Consider the following 18,243-nt stretch of genomic DNA (forward strand, 5'->3'; position numbering starts at 1 on the left):
ACTGGTATCGTCGAAAGTCAATAAGAAGAGTAGTTATTTGTTTGCGGCGCTCTTCTTTATTGTAATTGTCGTTCTGTTGATTGTGTTCAACGCCCGCCCCGATGTCATCGAATCAATCGTGAAAAACTTATTCGGTCAGACGAAATGAATCAGGAAGCGAATCTCGAGTCCGCCCGGGAGATGGGCCTGACTCCGGAGGAGTTCGAAAACATAAAAAAAATACTGGGCAGAAATCCGACCTTCACCGAGATTGGAATCTATTCGGTAATGTGGTCGGAACACGCCAGCTACAAAAACTCCATTCTGCAGATCAAGAAACTGCCTCGTTCCGGCAAGAATTTGCTTGTGAGCGCCGGTGAAGAAAATGCAGGGCTGGTAGACATAGGCGACGGTCTCGCTGTCGCGTTTAAAATCGAAAGCCACAACCATCCGAGCGCGGTGGAACCGTATCAGGGTGCAGCCACAGGAGTCGGCGGCATACTGCGTGACATTTTTACAATGGGGGCGCGGCCGGTCGCTGTACTCGACTCTCTTCGGTTCGGAAATCCGGACAATCCACGGGTCAAATACCTTTTCGAGAATGTGGTGAAGGGAATCGCCGACTATGGCAACGCATTTGGAGTTCCTACGGTCGCCGGCGAAGTTTATTTTGACGAGTGTTATGACGAGAACCCGCTCGTTAATCCTATGGCAGTCGGTATCGTCAGGCATGACAGGATAGCTAAGGCGTCGGCAAAGGGCGTCGGAAATCTCGTGATGATTGTCGGATCGTCGACGGGCAGGGACGGGATCCATGGAGCGACATTTGCCTCGGAAGATATCTCCGAAGCGTCTGAAGCCAAGCGGCCGTCAGTACAGGTCGGAGATCCCTTCACGGAAAAACTCCTGCTCGAAGCGACCCTTGAGGCAATCGACGCAGGTCTCGTGGTGGGTATACAGGATATGGGAGCGGCGGGAATTGCCTGCTCGACATCTGAAATGAGCGCGAGGGCAGGAACGGGCATGGATGTCAATCTCGATCTCGTTCCGCTGAGGGAATCCGACATGTCGGCCTATGAAATCATGCTGTCGGAATCTCAAGAGCGAATGCTGGTTGTCGTGAAACCGAGCGATGAAAACGCAATAAAGAATATCTTTTCAAAGTGGGACCTGAACGCGGAGGTCGTAGGGAAAGTCACGGGCGACGGCATTCTCAGGATTAGCCGCTATGGAAAAACTGAAGCCGAGATTCCCTCCAAGACACTTGCGCTCGGCGAAGGAGCACCGGTATACGTCCGCGAGAGTAAAAGGCCCGAATACCTTGATAAGCTTGAGCGCTTCGATCCAGCCGGTCTGAATGAACCCGGAAATTACCACGATGTTCTGCTGAAACTTCTTGGTTCTCCGAACATCGCCGCGAAGAATTATGTCTTCGAACAATACGATTACATGGTGGGAACAAATACCGTCGTGCTGCCAGGCGAAGGCGACTCGTCTGTGATCCGCCTGGACAGGTGGGCCGGAACCGTAGAAGGCAAAAAACGCGGGCTGGCCTTCAAGACCGATTGCAGCGGGCGATATGTTTATCTCGATCCGAAAGCGGGTGCCGAACATGCCGTTACGGAGGCCGCGAGAAACGTGGCGTGCGTCGGCGCGAAACCAATAGCGATAACAAATTGTCTGAACTTCGGAAACCCGTACAAGCCGGACGTCTATTACCAGTTTGAGAAGGTGATCGAAGGGATCGCGAAGGCTTGCAGGGAATTTGACACGCCTGTGACGGGAGGAAATGTCAGCTTTTACAATGAGAGTCCCAACCGGACGGTGTATCCGACGCCTGTGATCGGCATGCTCGGAATAATTGATGACACGTCAAAAGCATTAAGGTCGCATTTCGTGAAGCCAGGTGATGTCATTGCCGTTGCAGGCGAATCAAGCGATGCAATGGGAGGAAGCGAATATCTCAGCCTGATCCATAATGTTGTCGCCGGAAAACTGCCGCAGGTGAATTACGATCTTGAAAAGAAGCTTCATAGATTTCTTCGGCAATCTGCCATGGCGGGTATCCTGAATTCGGCACATGATGTTTCCGAAGGAGGCCTAGCGGTCGCGCTCGCTGAATGTTGTATCAGTAATCCCGAGAGTTTGATTGGGGCGAAAACATCAATCCCGTCAACAATGAGAGAGGACTTCAATCTTTTTGGCGAGGGCGGTGGAAGAGTTGTTATTACATTTGATCCGAAGATGAGGGACTCGGTGGAAGTTGCTGCTTCCTCGGTGGGTCTGACTCTTAAGAGTATAGGCGTGGTCACCGGCGACCGGCTGCAGATCAACGATTCGGTCGACGCTCCCGTAACGGAGCTCGCCTCGACTTATTATGGTGTTCTCCCATCGAAGTTCGCTATCTCATTTGCGCTATAGCTTGAAAAATCTTTTCCAGTTTTCTTCGAAAATGCTCAAGCCGTTTGTGTCTTACCTGACAGCCGCGTCGCAGAGCGCGCGTTCCCACGAGATATTCTTCTACTCTTCAGCACTCTCCTTCCAGGTCGTTCTTTGCCTGATACCCACTGTGTTTCTCGTGATGTGGGCGCTCGGCACGTTCCTTTCACGCGAGACACTCCTGAAGCAGCTCGAAACAATCATAACGTTCGCGCTTCCTCAAAGGCCGCGCTCGGGCGACGATATCAAAGAGATGGTTCTCGACCGCGCAAGGGTATTTACACAGCACAGGAGACTTTTCGGAGTAGTAGGGTTCGTCGGATTCTTCTGGACGTCGCTCGCTCTCATAGGCACCCTGCGGAATACGATATTCCATGTCGTCGGCATCGATGTCAAACGCCCGTTTCTCCGCCGAACGATATACGATCTAAGAATGCTTCTCATCGCCGGATTCTTCTTTACCGCAAGTACGGTGGTGACCACGCTCTTCTCGGGAGTACGTCAGGCGGCGATGCAGCTTCCGCCCGGCGAAATGAGATTCACGCTTGTTAAAGTCGGCCTGCCGGCTGTGTCCGCGTTCGGCCTCACCGTCCTCCTTTACTTCTCGATTTACAGATTCCTCTCGTTCGGAAAATTAAAATCGGCGCCGGCACTGTTCGGTGCCTTTTGGGCGGCAGTCCTTTATGAGGTCGCGAAGAACTTTTTCGCATTATACATCACGAAAATTGGAAATCTCGGAGAAGTGTACGGCGCTTTGGAAATCGGCATCGGACTCCTCCTTTGGATTTTCTATTCCACCTGCGTCTTCATATTCGGCGTGGAGCTTGCGATAGTGAACTCCAAACGGAAAGCCCTCCTTATGGGAGCACCCGCATGATCGGTCGATGCAACGCGATCCGTCGCTTTACAATTTTCAATCAGACATCATGTTGTATCGGTCCGTCAGCCTTTCCTTCGGGTTGCCTGCATGGTCCCGAAGGAAGAAACCGTTTCGTCAAGAATTAAATTCAGAGTTAAGAAAATGTCACAAAAAATTTTTCATTTTGCGGTTGAAAGAAAAAAAGTTTACGAACTCGCTTACAACTTACGCTGGACTTACAACTGTCGAGTCCAGAACTTCTTCGCTAAGCTTAGCCCGCGCGTATGGGAACATTCGAACCATAATCCGATTCAAGTGCTTAATGAAATAAGCGAAGAGGAATTGCGATCAAGGTTAATGAACAAGGAATTGCGCGACGAGTTGAATGTGTCCTACGATTCGCTTCAGAATTATCTGAAGATTGTCCGTAAACCTGTTCCTGCTTTCAAACGTTTTGACAAGCATCCGGTTGCCTACTTCAGCGCTGAAGTCGGGCTCCACGAGAGTATTCCTGTCTATTCCGGCGGTCTCGGCGTGCTTTCGGGCGATCATACAAAAAGCGCAAGCGATATCGGACTGAATTTCGTCGCCGTGACTCTCTTCTACCGGCAGGGATATTTCGTACAGAAGATCAGCAGCGACGGTTATCAGCAGGAAGAGTACCGTGAGACAGATTTTCACCGGCTGCCGATCGTCCCCGTTACGGATGAAGGTGGAAACATGGTGAAGGTCCAAGTGCAGATTGGAAGAAGCACAATTTCAGTAGGCGCATACAAAGCCGTTGTAGGTCGCTCCCTCCTTTATCTCCTGGAGACAAATCTGCCTGAAAACGAGGAACATTACCGAGACCTGACCGCACGAGTATATGGCGGTGACAGCACAACGAGGATCCTGCAGGAGATCGTGCTGGGTATCGGTGGAACGAAATTCCTGAAAGAACTCGAGCTGGAGCCGGCCGTATACCACATGAACGAGGGACATTCCGCGTTCCTCACGCTGGAACTTCTGCACGAGCAGCTGTTGTCGGGCAAGCCGCTTGAGCGCGCGATTGAAGAAGTGAAGAAGAAATGTGTCTTCACAACTCATACTCCGGTAGCGGCCGGCCATGACAGGTTCACACTGGACCTGATCAATTTCAGCCTGAGCGGTTTCATTTCATCGTTCGGAATTACGCCCGACGATTTCATGAAGTTCGGCCGCGTTAATCCTGACGACAAAACTGAGACGTTCTGCATGACGGTCCTCGCTCTGAAGATGAGCAGGGGAGCAAACGCGGTAAGCGAACTCAACGGGAAAATCAGCAGACAGATGTGGACGGCGCTCTACCCGGGGCGAAAGCCGAACGAGGTGCCCATAGGTCATATCACGAATGGCATTCACAGTTCGACATGGATTTCTCATGAAGCGTGCGCGCTCTACGAAAAGCTTCTGGGACCGAACTGGCTCGGGAAGCTCGATCGTCCGTCAGAGTGGAAAGCTGCTGTCGACAGGATCCCTGACGAGGAACTTTGGGCATTGAGATATGCGCTTCGCAGGAGTCTCATTGAGTTTGTCAGACGCCGGCTGAAAAGGCAGCTCCTGAGGTACGGCAATTCATCGGGCTGGGCGGAGAAGACTCTTTCGCCCGACGCACTGACGATCGGTTTTTCGAGACGGTTCGCAACTTACAAGCGCGCGCCGCTAATTTTCTCGGACATGGAGAGAGCAGCCAGGCTTTTCGGTGACCCGAAGCTCCCGATTCAGATAATCTTCAGCGGAAAGGCTCACCCGCGCGACGACGCAGGGAAGTCTTACATCCAGCAAATGATGCACCTTAGCCGCGATCCGCGATTTACCGGCAAGGTTGTGTTTGTCGAAGATTATGATATGGGTGTCGCACGACATCTTGTTTCAGGATGCGACATCTGGCTGAATAACCCCCGACGCCCTCTCGAAGCAAGCGGGACGAGCGGCGAGAAAGTCATCCTGAACGGCGGATTGAATTGCAGCGTGATGGACGGTTGGTGGCGTGAAGCATGCAATGGGAAAAATGGCTTTCAAATCGGTGAGGACAAAGACTTGCAGGTCTCAGTTGAAGAACAAGATAGAATTGATTCCGTAAATTTGTACGACGTCATAGAGAGCAAGATTGTACCTCTTTTTTATGATCGTGACGCTTCCGGACTTCCTCTGAAATGGCTGAAGATGGTGAGGGAATCGATTCGGACAATCGCGCCGGTGTACAACACTGCACGAATGGTGAGAGAATACGTGAATAGCTACTATATACAAAAATGAAAGACGTTTTTTGCCATGACTAAAACTGATGAACTTTGCATAAATACAATTAGGTTTCTGGCGGTCGACGCGGTGCAAAAAGCAAATTCGGGACATCCGGGGATGCCTATGGGGACGGCGCCCATCGGCTACACTTTGTGGACGAAATATCTCAAGCACAATCCGCGCAACCCGAAATGGTTCGATCGCGACCGGTTCGTGCTTTCGGCCGGTCATGGCTCGATGCTCCTGTATTCTCTGCTCCATCTTACCGGATATGATGTTACACTTGAAGATTTGAAGAGTTTCAGACAGTACGGAAGTATCACACCGGGTCATCCTGAATATGGAATTACGCCGGGTGTCGAGACGACGACAGGTCCACTCGGCCAGGGCCTTAGCAACGCGGTCGGGATGGCCATCGCCGAAGCATATATGGCCGCATACTTTAATCGTGAGGGGTTCAATCTCGTAGATCATTATGCGTACGTCATTGCCAGTGACGGCGACATGATGGAAGGCGTGACGAGTGAAGCGGCTTCAACCGCGGGTCATCTCAAGCTCGGCAAGCTGATCGTTTTTTACGATGATAATGGAATTACGATAGAAGGTCATACGAGCCTCGCGTTCAGCGAGGATGTACTGGCAAGATATGCGGCGTATGGCTGGCACACACAGCGCATCGAAGACGGCAACGACATCGAGGCGATAGGAAATGCGATTGAAACGGCGAAAAGTGTAACCGGCATGCCGTCGGTCATCGGAGTGAGGACGCATATCGGGTATGGTTCGCCGGGGAGACAGGACACCGCCGAAGCTCACGGTCAGCCGCTCGGCGAGAAGGAAGTAGAAGCGACGAAGAAAAATCTCGGATGGCCGCTTCAGCCGACATTTCTAATCCCCGCTGAAGCGCTGAATGTATTCAGAAAGTCTGTGGACAAAGGCCGGGAGAGCGAATCCGGATGGAATCAGCTTCTTGAAAAGTACAGGAAGCAGTTCCCCGACCTCGGCGCAGAATTCCTCGCCTGGCTTTCCGGTGATGTGCCCGCCGCCGCACTTAACGATCTCCCTGGGTTTGATCCAGCGGCCGGTGCGGTTGCGACTCGCACCGCGTCAGGAAAAGTCATGAGCGCGTTCGAACCCAAAATTAAAAATTTTCTCGGCGGCGCTGCGGACCTCTCACCCTCGACTGACACATGCGTCAAAGGGCTTGGAGACTTCTCGTCGACATCAAGGACGGGTCGCAATTTCCACTTCGGCATCCGCGAACACGGCATGGGTGCGATAATCAACGGCATGGCAGTGCACGGTGGACTGATACCGTTCGGCTCGACATTCTTTGTGTTCACGGACTACATGCGGCCGCCGATGAGGCTCGCAGCAATTTCCCATTTCAGGACTGTGTACGTCTTCACTCACGACAGCATCGGCCTGGGAGAAGACGGGCCGACCCACCAGCCTGTGGAACATTTCATGCTCATGAGGGCGATACCGAATTTCGTGATGATCAGACCTGCCGATGCGAATGAGACCGTCGAGGCGTGGAAATATATTCTCGGATACAAGAAAGGGCCGATCGCGCTCGTGCTGACGAGACAGAAGATCCCGGTCATCGACAGATCGAAATACGCGGCCGAATCCGAACTCCGGCGCGGAGCCTATGTTCTCGCCGACACCGGCAACCCGGAAGCCATCATAATAGCGACGGGAAGTGAAGTCCATGTCGCCCTTAAAGCTTACGAGGAGCTCGCGTCGAAAGGCGCAAAAGTAAGGCTCGTCAGTATGCCGAGTTGGGAAATTTTCGATACGCAGGACGCAGCGTACAGAGAATCTGTCCTTCCTGCAAAGGTCTGGCGGAGGGTTTCAATTGAGGCGGGCATTACGAAAGGTTGGAGCCGGTATGTCGGTGACCGCGGGATCAGCATCGGAGTCGACCGGTTCGGTTCGTCCGCGCCTGTTGATGTCGTAATGCGGGAATACGGAATAACAAGTGCCGCAGTCAACGAAGCAGTTGAGAAGCTCCTGAAATAGTTGCTGCTCAAAATCTAATTCAAACGAAAGCGCCATGTCGATCAAATATGAATTTGCAGCAGGAAAATACCAGTCTGACTTCTCAAGCGCGCTGACTCAATTGTCGGGCGAGAATTTCCTCGCGAGACTCTGGGAAAAAGATGGATCTCTCTGGTCTGATGAACCGGCGCATAGGGCGGTTGCACTTAACAGGCTTGGCTGGCTCAACCTTCCTTCGAGGATGATTCGGGAAGCAAGTGTTCTTGAGGATTACGCAAGCGCTGAATCTTATAGGAAATTCACTCACATCGTCCACCTCGGGATGGGAGGGAGCAGCCTCGCGCCTGAAGTCCTGTTCCGAAGTATAGCCTCTGCTGAAGGATATCCCGAGTTGACTGTTCTCGACTCAACCGATCCCGATCAGATCGAGTCGGTATTGCAGAAGATCAAATTGGAATCATCACTCTTTATCGTAGCCTCCAAGTCCGGCACAACCATCGAGACGCATTCACTCGCGAAGTTCTTTTATGAAACGATGTTGAATCGATATCCGGAAAACATTGCGAGTCACTTCATCGCAATAACTGATCCGGGTACTGCCTTGCAGACCGCAGGCGAAGCGAAGTACGCGCGCGTCTTCCTGAACCCGCCCGACATCGGCGGTCGTTACTCGGCGTTGAGTTATTTCGGATTAGTGCCTTTCGCGCTGATCGGAGGCGATCTCACGCGATTCCTCCGGAAAAGTGTGGAAGAGGAAAATGCTTGCGGACCAACAATGCCGACCCCGGATTGCAGCGCCGTCCAACTTGGAGCATTCCTTGGAGCTCTCTGTAGCGCGGGCGCCAACAAGTTGACGATCGAAACGAGTCCGACAATTTCAACTGTCGGATGGTGGATTGAACAACTAGTCGCGGAAAGCACAGGGAAGAATGGAAAGGGAATCCTCCCTGTGACGGGCGAGGAAATGACCGTTCCGAGTTTCTATTCGTCCGATCGGGTGTTCGTCCATATGAAAATTCGAGGTGATGTCGAACTCGAAAAAGAGGAAAAGCTTAGAATCCTGAGTCAAAATGGATTTCCCGTCGTCTCGATTCAACTCGATGAGGTTTTCGATCTTTCCGGACTGATGTACCAGTGGGAAGTTGCTACGGCTGCAGCGTCTGCGATCATTCGCGTCGACCCGTTTGACGAGCCGAATGTCACCGAAAGCAAGGACAACACGAAGATGCTCCTGCACCAATTTGAATCGAAGGGGAGCATCCAATTCGACGAGGTGCCGCTTATATCCGGTCCCGAGAAGATTTACGGAAATGTCGAGCGTTCAGGAAATGTCTACTCGGTATTGAACAGTTTGTTCGGCCGGAACAAGGCGGGCGAATATCTTGCGATCATGGCATACCTCCCTCGCGTCGACGAGGTCGACGAGCTGCTCGAGAGACTGAGAGTTTTGCTGAGGAACCGCCTGAGGATACCGGCTACGGTCGGCTATGGGCCGAGGTTCCTCCATTCAACCGGTCAGTTTCACAAAGGTGGTACGCCGAACGGACTCTTCCTGCAATTCGTGCATTCGCCCGCGGCGACCTATAAGATCCCGGGAGAAGATTACGATTTCGCAACGTTGATTCGGGCACAGGCGGCGGGAGACTATCTCGCGTTGAAGCGAAAGGGGAAACCCGTAGTCTCGATTCACCTTTCGGACTACCTGGCCGACTTGAAAAAGATTATTGCCGGAATTGTCTGAGGGCAAGCCTCAAAAGAAGAATAGCGGCATCGCAACAGCACCCACAACGCTCGCAGCAAAATTCACGACATCATTATTGATCCACCGGTATCCCTGCACGAGAACAGTTTCACCCCCGTTACAGTGAGTCCGTCTCTCTGTTATCTTTCCGCATGTGCCGCACCTGTACTGAGACTGAAGAGTCCCGCCGAGTATGCTGTCCGCAAGACTTCCTATCGCGCCGCTTAACGCGCCAGCTGCTATGAACCGCACCGGGAAAACTGAGTATCCGCCGGCGAGCGGAAGTGATATCACACCAAGTACTGCCGCCGAAAGAAATCCTGAGAATGTTCCGAGTGACGAAATCGCTCCGGACATCCCTTTTTCAACTCTTCTCATTGACGCGAGCGAATAGGGGTTTGATTTGGAAAATACTCCGATCTCAGTTGCAAGCGTGTCCGCGGTGACAGCTGCCAGCGATCCGACATATGCTAGGAACCAATGGTAGTTTGGATAGAGGCAATTTCCTATCAGCATCAACAGTCCAAATCCGCCATTAGCGAACACCTGTGCCGCGTCCCGCGTGTGACTCTTCTCATAGAGAAGATTGTAGCCGGCCTTCTGCCTCGCGAACAACTTCGAGGCGAGACTTCCGATAATGAAGAATGCGAGAATCGGCGCCGCCCACTTCCACTCGCCATATCCGAATATGAATCCTCCGAGTATGAATGTCGCGACCGCGCCGTCTGTGCCGAGAAATCTCAACTTGGCGGAAACATATGCCACCAGTAGGGCGAGAAACTCCCCGAGAATAAATACGCTAAGGGTTGATGGGTCGTTCGCCGCTATATACAAAAGAACAGCCGACGACAGAGGAACGGTCAGGTTGTCCGTGGCTCGCGGGGAGACCAGCTCGATAGCGGCGACCATGATGCCCACGGAGCACGAGACTCCTATCAGTGCCCATGAAGTGAGAAAGGCTCCGGTTTGAGCACGAAAGAATGTCAGTCCAAACAGCGTGGCGGCGGCCGCTATAATGAACATCGCTGCGCCACCTTCGAACGTCTTCCTTTCGCCGAACGCGCCTACAGCATGAGCGTTACGCAGGTTCGAACCGACGATTGCGGCGGCAGGATCCGCTAGACCCATGATCAACATGGCGGAGGATACGATGAACGGATGGCTGTCCCACAACAGGAGAACCAGGATCAGGAATGAAACGGGGTAGTAGACTGTGCCGAGATTTTTTCTGTCCGGGTTTATCCCTTTGAACATCCCGAGACGGACAGAAACGAAGTTGACGACGACAAATGTGCCGGCAAGAAGTGCGGGATAAAGTTTCGAGTGGAACAAGAGTGGAGCAAAGAACACGACCACGGCGACTGCCGCGTGGACAAATTCACGCGTCTTTTTTCCATCAACTTTGAAACGACCTTTCAGCAGGTCAGCAGCCACGACGAAAAGAGTGAGCACGACGAGAATGAGAACAAAATTCAGGAATTCATTCATCGGGAAAAAACTAAGAATAACCGGAGGAAAATACAAATTCTGTCGCGAGTGGGCCGATTTGCTTATGTTGGACTTACTCTCCACGTTACTTAAATTTCCAAAAAGGAAGCCATCATGCCCGACCTTCTCCTCGACGGTGAGTCGCTAACGGTCGAATCCGCATATCTCGCCGAGCGGCAAAGGATGAAAGTCTCCATATCGAAACCCGCAAGGAAGAAGATGGGCCGCTCGCGGAAAAAGATTGAAGAATGGCTTTCCCGGGGCGACGCGATCTACGGCGTGACGACGGGGTTCGGAGAGTTTGCAACGGTCAACATACCTCACGAGAAGATAAAAGAGCTCCAGGTAAATTTGATCAGGAGCCACTCGGCGGGCACAGGCGATCCTCTTCCGCCGGATATCGCAAGGATGATAATTCTTTTGCGCGCTAATGCGCTGGCCAAAGGCTACAGCGGAGTGACCCCGGAGGTCGTCGACAAACTTCTTGAAGCCTTCAACCTATACCTGATCCCGTTCATTCCATCGAAGGGCTCAGTTGGGAGCAGCGGTGATCTCGTTCAACTCGCGCATCTTGTCCTTGCACTGATCGGCGAAGGGAGCTTCATCGAAGATGGAAGAATCGTTCCATCCGCTGAAGTCCTCCGAAAAAACAAAATCGATCCGCTTGTTCTCTCCGCAAAGGAGGGACTCGCGCTTGTGAACGGCACTCAAATGATGGGGGCATTCGCAGTCCATTGCGTTTACGAGGCACTTCAGCTCGCAAAGATCTTCGATATCACCGGTGCATTGAGCGTGGAGGCGCTTCGTGGAACTGATGTCGCATTCGACGAGCGAATTCACAAGCTGAGACCCTACCGCGGCCAGCTCGCTTGCGCTAAGAATGTGAGACGCCTCCTTGCCGGAAGCGAGATACGCAAGTCTCATTTGCATGACGATCCTCGCGTGCAGGATGCTTATTCACTCCGCTGTATGCCCCAGGTGCACGGCGCGATTCGCGACACGATAGAGTTCTGTAAGAAACAGGTGAACGTCGAGATAAACTCCGCAACGGACAATCCGCTGATTATCGCCGAAGATGAGACCCACCTCGAAGGCGGAAATTTCCACGGCGAGCCGCTCGCACTAGTTTGCGATTATCTCGCAATCGGTCTGAGCGAATACGCCAGTATTTCAGAACGAAGAGTGGAGCGGATGGTAAACGGCCAGCTCAGCGGCCTTCCGAAATTCCTGAGTGAGGATGGCGGACTGAATTCGGGCATGATGATCGCACAATACACAGCCGCCTCGCTCGTCAGCGAGAACAAAGTCCTATCACATCCGGCGAGTGTTGACTCGATACCGACAAGCGCAAACCAGGAAGATCACAACTCTATGGGCTCAATCGCAGCACTGAAATGCTACCAGGTGCTCGAAAATGTGTGGAGAGTCGCGGCGATCGAGCTTCTTGTCGCCTGCCAGGCAATAGATTTCGCGAGGAAGCTCGCCGGCAAAGGCCGCGAACTCAATTGTGGAAAAGGTACCGAAAAAGTCTACAGGCTTGTCCGCAAGAAAATTTCGCATTTGGACAGGGACCGCGTACTCTACAGGGACATAGAAAACGCACTTGGGATGTTAAAATCTGGCGACATTATCAACGCGGCTGAGAGTGAATCGGGAGAACTCGAATAATGGAACGGAGACGAATATGGAAGTGACATTTCAAGTGAGCCTTTATCCAATCGCGCAAACGAATTTCCGGAAACCGATAAACGGATTCATAGCGAATTTGAAATCGGATCAATTGAAATTGGAAGTTCAGGAGACTTCAACGATTGGGATCGGCGACATCGAACTGGTTTTTGAGTCGTTGAAGCAAGCTTATAAGCAAGCATGTGGGTCGGGCGCCACTGTCATGGTACTGACAATAGTTAACGAGCACCCGACCAGGGAAGAGCTGAACAAATTGAACGAATGACACTTTGTTGAATGAGTACTAATACACAGGAGAGCTGAATGCCGGGTTTGTCTAAAGCTATCAAAGAAATGCCGAAGGTGCTTCTGCATGACCACCTCGACGGCGGCCTCAGGCCGAAGACCGTCATCGAGCTTGCCCGTGATCAGAAGTACAAAAAACTTCCCACTCAGGATCCGGAGGAGTTGGCGGAGTGGTTCCATCGAGGCGCGAATCGAGGAAGTCTTCCTCTCTACCTTGAAGGTTTTGCTCACACCACCGGTGTTATGCAGACGGACGAAGCGCTCGAGCGTGTTGCCTATGAAATGATTGAGGATATGAAGAAAGACCATGTTGTGTACGTCGAGACCCGATTCGCGCCTGTGTTTCACACGCAAGGAGGGCTTCACTGGGAAGAGGTGGTCGCGTCCGTGCTGCGCGGACTCGAGAAGGGGAGGAAAGATTTTGGCGTAGGATACGGTCTGATCATCTCGGCCATGAGAAACATGAACCTCAGCGAGGAGATGGCGCAGCTCGCGGTGGATTTCAGGGAGCGCGGTGTAGTCGGGTTCGATCTTGCAGGCGAAGAGGGAGGCTATCCCCCGAAAAAGCACGTCGATGCGTTCCACTATATTCAAAGACAAAATTTCAACATAACGATCCACGCCGGTGAAGGATTTGGAATGGAATCGATCTGGCAGGCGATACAATGGTGCGGAGCTCACCGTATCGGACACGCGACGCGACTGATAGATGACATCATCCAGTCCGACGGAAAAACTGTCAAGCTCGGCACTCTCGCCCAATATATCCTCGACAAACGGATTCCTCTGGAAATTTGCCCGAGCTCGAACGTTCACACCGGAGCAGCAAAGGACATTGAACATCATCCATTCGGAGTCTACTTCCGTGAGAAGTTTCGCGTTACCGTAAATACGGACAACCGGCTCATGAGCGCGACGAATATTTCTAAAGAATTTCAAATCGTTGCAGACGTCTTTCGTGTATCATTCGATGACATGGAAAAGCTCACCATCAATTCCATGAAGAGTGCTTTCCTCCCTTATGGCGAGCGAATAAGATATATATATGAATCCATAAAGCCAGGATATGAGAAGCTTCGGAAGAAGTACAAGCTCAAATAGAAAAGTTATTTCTACCTGCGATGTATGAGGAAGGGTAAAATCGTTCAAGAAACTGACTTCGGAAAGATACCTGAGGCGTGAGATGACAATCGAAGGGACTCTAAAAGCCGGGACCGGAGCGCGCGTGATACATGCGCCTCGTGGAACTAAACTGAATACGAAAGGATGGCAGCAGGAAGCGGCGCTCAGAATGCTGATGAACAATCTCGATCCGGAAGTTGCGGAGAAACCGGATGAGCTCGTGGTCTACGGGGGAAGCGGAAAGGCCGCGAGAAATTGGGAGGCGTTCGACGCGATCGTTGCAACACTAAAAAGATTGGAGAATGATGAGACTCTCCTGGTCCAATCGGGAAAACCGGTCGCGGTATTCAAGACTTATGAGGAAGCGCCGCGGGTTCTTATCTCGAACGCGATGCTCGTCCCCGCCTGGGCGAATTGGGATGAGTTCAGGCGGCTCGAGCAGCTTGGCCTGACAATGTTCGGCCAGATGACCGCGGGAAGCTGGATATATATCGGCACGCAGGGAATACTTCAGGGAACCTACGAAACATTCGGCGAAGCCGGGCGAAGACATTTCGGGGGGACACTTGCAGGGAGATTCGTCCTCACGAGCGGACTCGGCGGGATGGGCGGCGCTCAACCGCTCGCTGCAACGATGAACGGAGCTGCATTTCTTGGAGTTGAAGTCGATCGAAGTAGAATCGAAAAGCGGCTGAAGACCGGATATCTCGACAGGATGAGCGAAAGCCTGGACGAGGCGCTCTCACTGGTGCTCGATGCAAAATCCAGAAAGACAACTCTTTCTGTCGGTCTCCTCGGAAACGCAGCCGACATAATTCCTGAAATCGTAAGGCGAAATATCGTTCCAGATCTCCTGACAGATCAGACGAGCGCGCACGACACTCTCAACGGATATGTGCCCGCAGGAATATCGTACGACGCCGCGCTCGAACTCCGCATTAAGAATCCACAGCGTTACATCTCGATGGCCCGCGATTCGATCGTATCTCACGTCAGGGGAATGCTTGAGCTGAAAAGACGCGGAGCAATCACGTTTGACTATGGTAATAATATTCGCGGCGAGGCACAATCGGCGGGGGTAAAGGACGCATTCGAAATTCCGGGATTCGTGCCTGAGTTCATTCGACCTCTCTTCTGCGAGGGGAAAGGACCATTCCGATGGGTAGCGCTCAGCGGCGACCCGGAGGACATTTTCGCGACTGACGAGGCGGTTGTGAAGACTTTTCCTGAGAACAGTCATCTCGTGAACTGGATCGAAAAAGCTCGCAAGCATGTCCATTTCCAGGGACTCCCGGCAAGAATCTGCTGGCTCGGCTACCAGGAGCGGGACAAAATGGGATTGATCTTCAATGAACTTGTGAAGAGCGGGAAAGTGAAAGCTCCAATCGTAATCGGCCGCGACCACCTCGATGCGGGGAGTGTCGCCTCTCCGAACCGGGAAACTGAGAAAATGAAGGATGGGTCGGACGCGATTGCCGATTGGCCTATATTGAACGCCCTACTGAACGCCGTCGGCGGTGCGAGCTGGGTTTCAGTCCACCATGGCGGAGGTGTCGGTATCGGCTTGTCGATCCATGCAGGGATGGTGGTAGTTGCCGACGGTACCGATGCCGCCGCTCGCAGGTTGAAGCGAGTACTAACGTATGATCCTGGAATGGGAGTCGTCAGACACGCTGATGCCGGTTACGAAGATGCGATCCGGGAAGCGCGCGATAAAAAGATCGATATGCCGATGCTTAAGAGGCTCTAAATTCCATCTGCGGATGCAATCCTCAATGTAGAAATTTCAAATGAGTCGACTGCGAAAATGAAACTCTACTTCCATGTCACCGGACACGGGCAGCCGCTTATCATCCTGCACGGACTCTTCGGCTCTGGTGACAACTGGTACACGCTATCAAACTTCTTCGGAGAGAAGTTTAGGGTATGGGCAGTGGACCAGCGCAACCATGGCCGCTCACCTCACAGCGATACGTTCGATTACCGTTCGATGGCTGCGGATATCGACGACCTCATGATTCACGAAGGCATCTCATCGGCTTGCTTCATCGGACATTCCATGGGCGGAAAGACAGCGATGGAATTTGCCCTGACTCATCAGGAGAAAGTTGAGCGTCTTGTCGTCGTCGATATCTCGCCCCGATCTTATCCGCCTCAACATGACGCGATATTCGAAGCGATGTTCTCGCTCGATCTTGCTAAATACCAAACGCGCTCCGAGCTCGACGCTGCACTCTCGGGTAAGATACAAGAATATCCTGTCAGGCAGCTCCTTCTGAAGAATGTCGCTCGGGACGAAAATTCGAACTTCAAGTGGAAGATCGACATCAAAGCGATTCACAAGAACTATAGCAAGGTAAATGTTGCGATCAGCTCACAAATACCATTTGAGAAGCCAACTCTATTCCTGCGGGGTTCAAAGTCGAAATACATCACGGATGAAGATATTCCTGCAATCAAATCTCTGTTCCCCCATGCGTCATTTGCAGTCGTTGAAAATGCCGGTCACTGGGTACACGCCGAAGCTCCGGGAGAGTTCGGCAGGATCGTCATGGAATTTTTGACCCACAATTGACGTTTATAACTTCTGTGTGCAAGTACTGAGCTACTTGCACCGGGGATTTCAAGAAAATTCCGTACCTGGTGGAGTTTGAAACTCACTCAGGCAAAACTTAATTTGAGTCCGTAATCAATTGGAGGAGAATATGGGAGTCGAGATAGGTTCAAAAGCTCCGGATTTTAAGCTGTACGATACCGACAAAAAAGAAAGAGGCCTTTCAGAGTTCAAGGGCAAGAAAGTTGTTCTTGCCTTTTATCCGGGTGCGTTTACCGGCGTCTGCACGAAGGAAGTCTGCAACTTCCGGGACTCACTCGGTAGATTCAACAACTTGAACGCACAGGTGGTCGGCATTAGTGTCGATCCGCCATTTTCCAATAAAGCATTTGCCGACCAGAACAAACTCAACTTCCCGCTTTTGTCCGATTTTAACCGCGAAGTTGTGAAGAAGTACAACGCGTACCATGAAAACTTCGCAGGCCTGAACGGCTATACCGCTGCGAAGCGATCGGTGTTTGTCCTCGACAAGGACGGCGTCGTCAGGTACAAGTGGGTCTCCGATGTTCCGAGCGTGGAGCCGAACTACGACGAGGTCCTGAAAGCGGTCGAGTCACTGAAGTAAAGGTCAATTCGTTTCCCCGGGCTCGCCCGCCGCGGCGAGCCCTTTTCTTCTCAAAAAAATTCAATCGATGGAGGGAATGGAATCATGGCGAAAGCCGTAAAAGCAGTCGGCAGGGCGACCGAGAGCTCTCTCAAGGTCGGGGCAAAAGCGCCGGCATTTACTCTCAAAAATGACGGCGGAGAAACTGTCAAGCTTGCTGACTATAAAGGAAAGAAAGTTGTCCTCTACTTTTACCCGAAGGATGACACGCCCGGATGTACAAAAGAAGCATGCTCGTTCAGGGATGGGTTTTCGGAAATCAAGAAAAAGGGGGCCGTCGTCTTCGGTGTTAGTGCAGATTCGGTCGAGTCGCATGGGAAATTCAAACAGAAATTCAATTTGAACTTTCCTCTTTTAAGCGATACAGATAAAAAAGTCATCAACGCGTACGGCGTATGGAAGGAAAAATCTCTGTATGGCCGGAAATTTATGGGAATCGAGCGGACGACTTTCGTAATCGATGAGGACGGCAAAATAAAGAAAATCTTTCCAAAAGTGAAAGTTGATGGCCACTACGACGAGGTATTGGCGGAACTTTAATATCTGAGGACCACCTCCTTTCAGCAACGAGGAATATCTGATGAGTGAAGTAAAAGTCGAACTGGAACTTGAAGACCTGGTGAGGGAACTCCTCATCAAATTGGGTGAGGATCCGAACCGTGAAGGGCTGACGAAGACCCCTTATCGGGTTGCGCGCGCTTATGAATTCCTGACAAAGGGCTACAAGCAGGATATCGAGACGGTAATGAACAACGCCATATTCGAGGAGAAGTACAGCCAGATTGTAATTGTGAAGGACATCGACTTCTACAGTCTGTGCGAGCACCATATGCTCCCATTCTTCGGGAAAGTTCATGTGGCGTACATTCCCGACGGCAAGATAGTAGGACTCAGCAAGATGCCGCGCATAGTGGAAGTTTTCGCACGCAGACTGCAGGTGCAGGAGAGAATGACGGAGCAAATTGCCGAGACTCTTTTCCAGTATCTTGAACCGCGCGGAGTCGGAGTGGTCGTGGAAGGCCAGCATCTCTGCATGATGATGAGGGGAGTAGAGAAACAGAATTGCGTTGCGACAACAAGCTCGATGCTCGGTGAATTTCGCGACGATGTCAAGACGCGTGAGGAATTCCTGACACTGATCAGGCAGAGATGATTTA

14 protein-coding genes are annotated in these 18,243 nt (G+C 51.9%); 13 read left to right on the top strand and 1 reads right to left on the bottom strand.

Annotated elements, in window-relative coordinates:
- Nucleotides 1-144: 144 nt before the first annotated feature.
- The 5 genes from purL (at nt 145) to VIS48_11495 (ending at nt 9,284) form a co-directional block, all read left to right on the top strand.
- A complete protein-coding gene (gene purL, locus VIS48_11475; GenBank protein HEY9166771.1) occupies nt 145-2,400 on the top strand; it encodes a phosphoribosylformylglycinamidine synthase subunit PurL in 2,256 nt (751 codons plus the stop codon).
- A gap of 1 nt (nt 2,401) precedes the next feature.
- Nucleotides 2,402-3,295 carry a YihY/virulence factor BrkB family protein gene (locus tag VIS48_11480; protein ID HEY9166772.1) on the top strand — a complete coding sequence of 298 codons (894 nt, stop codon included), beginning with the start codon at nt 2,402-2,404 and terminating at the stop codon, nt 3,293-3,295.
- Between the two features lie 144 nt (nt 3,296-3,439).
- The gene (gene glgP / locus VIS48_11485; protein HEY9166773.1) at nt 3,440-5,554 is read left to right on the top strand and encodes an alpha-glucan family phosphorylase; all 2,115 of its coding nucleotides are present in this window, start codon (nt 3,440-3,442) and stop codon (nt 5,552-5,554) included.
- A 15-nt stretch (nt 5,555-5,569) separates the two neighbouring features.
- Complete coding sequence (tkt, locus tag VIS48_11490; protein HEY9166774.1) at nt 5,570-7,564, top strand: transketolase; 1,995 nt, start codon at nt 5,570-5,572, stop codon at nt 7,562-7,564.
- Between the two features lie 34 nt (nt 7,565-7,598).
- Nucleotides 7,599-9,284, top strand: coding sequence for a glucose-6-phosphate isomerase (locus VIS48_11495; protein ID HEY9166775.1), 1,686 nt, complete (start codon nt 7,599-7,601; stop codon nt 9,282-9,284).
- 9 nt (nt 9,285-9,293) lie between these two features.
- On the opposite strand, the gene VIS48_11500 is transcribed toward VIS48_11495, so the two are convergent.
- Complete coding sequence (locus VIS48_11500) at nt 9,294-10,772, bottom strand: DUF92 domain-containing protein (GenBank protein ID HEY9166776.1); 1,479 nt, start codon at nt 10,770-10,772, stop codon at nt 9,294-9,296.
- A 114-nt stretch (nt 10,773-10,886) separates the two neighbouring features.
- Between VIS48_11500 and hutH the strand changes: the two genes are divergently transcribed.
- From hutH to folE, 8 genes are all read left to right on the top strand, one after another.
- Entirely contained in the window at nt 10,887-12,440 is a 1,554-nt protein-coding gene (hutH, locus tag VIS48_11505; GenBank protein HEY9166777.1) for a histidine ammonia-lyase, read from the top strand.
- A 16-nt stretch (nt 12,441-12,456) separates the two neighbouring features.
- Nucleotides 12,457-12,726: a YkoF family thiamine/hydroxymethylpyrimidine-binding protein gene (locus tag VIS48_11510; GenBank protein HEY9166778.1), complete on the top strand. Its 270-nt coding sequence runs from the start codon at nt 12,457-12,459 to the stop codon at nt 12,724-12,726.
- 38 nt (nt 12,727-12,764) lie between these two features.
- The gene (locus VIS48_11515) at nt 12,765-13,847 is read left to right on the top strand and encodes an adenosine deaminase (GenBank protein ID HEY9166779.1); all 1,083 of its coding nucleotides are present in this window, start codon (nt 12,765-12,767) and stop codon (nt 13,845-13,847) included.
- Nucleotides 13,848-13,929: 82 nt separating this feature from the next.
- Nucleotides 13,930-15,618 (top strand): urocanate hydratase, encoded by a 1,689-nt coding sequence (hutU, locus tag VIS48_11520; protein HEY9166780.1) that lies wholly within the window; start codon nt 13,930-13,932, stop codon nt 15,616-15,618.
- 57 nt (nt 15,619-15,675) lie between these two features.
- On the top strand, nt 15,676-16,443 hold the full coding sequence (locus VIS48_11525) for an alpha/beta fold hydrolase (protein ID HEY9166781.1): 768 nt from the start codon (nt 15,676-15,678) through the stop codon (nt 16,441-16,443).
- Between the two features lie 130 nt (nt 16,444-16,573).
- The gene (locus VIS48_11530; GenBank protein HEY9166782.1) at nt 16,574-17,047 is read left to right on the top strand and encodes a peroxiredoxin; all 474 of its coding nucleotides are present in this window, start codon (nt 16,574-16,576) and stop codon (nt 17,045-17,047) included.
- An 84-nt stretch (nt 17,048-17,131) separates the two neighbouring features.
- Entirely contained in the window at nt 17,132-17,626 is a 495-nt protein-coding gene (gene bcp / locus VIS48_11535) for a thioredoxin-dependent thiol peroxidase (GenBank protein ID HEY9166783.1), read from the top strand.
- A 40-nt stretch (nt 17,627-17,666) separates the two neighbouring features.
- Nucleotides 17,667-18,239, top strand: a complete 573-nt coding sequence (folE, locus tag VIS48_11540; GenBank protein ID HEY9166784.1) for a GTP cyclohydrolase I FolE — start codon at nt 17,667-17,669, stop codon at nt 18,237-18,239.
- The last annotated feature ends 4 nt before the right edge of the window (nt 18,240-18,243 follow it).

This window comes from Candidatus Kryptoniota bacterium, assembly GCA_036567965.1.
Taxonomy (GTDB): domain Bacteria; phylum Bacteroidota; class Ignavibacteria; order Kryptoniales; family JAKASW01; genus JAKASW01.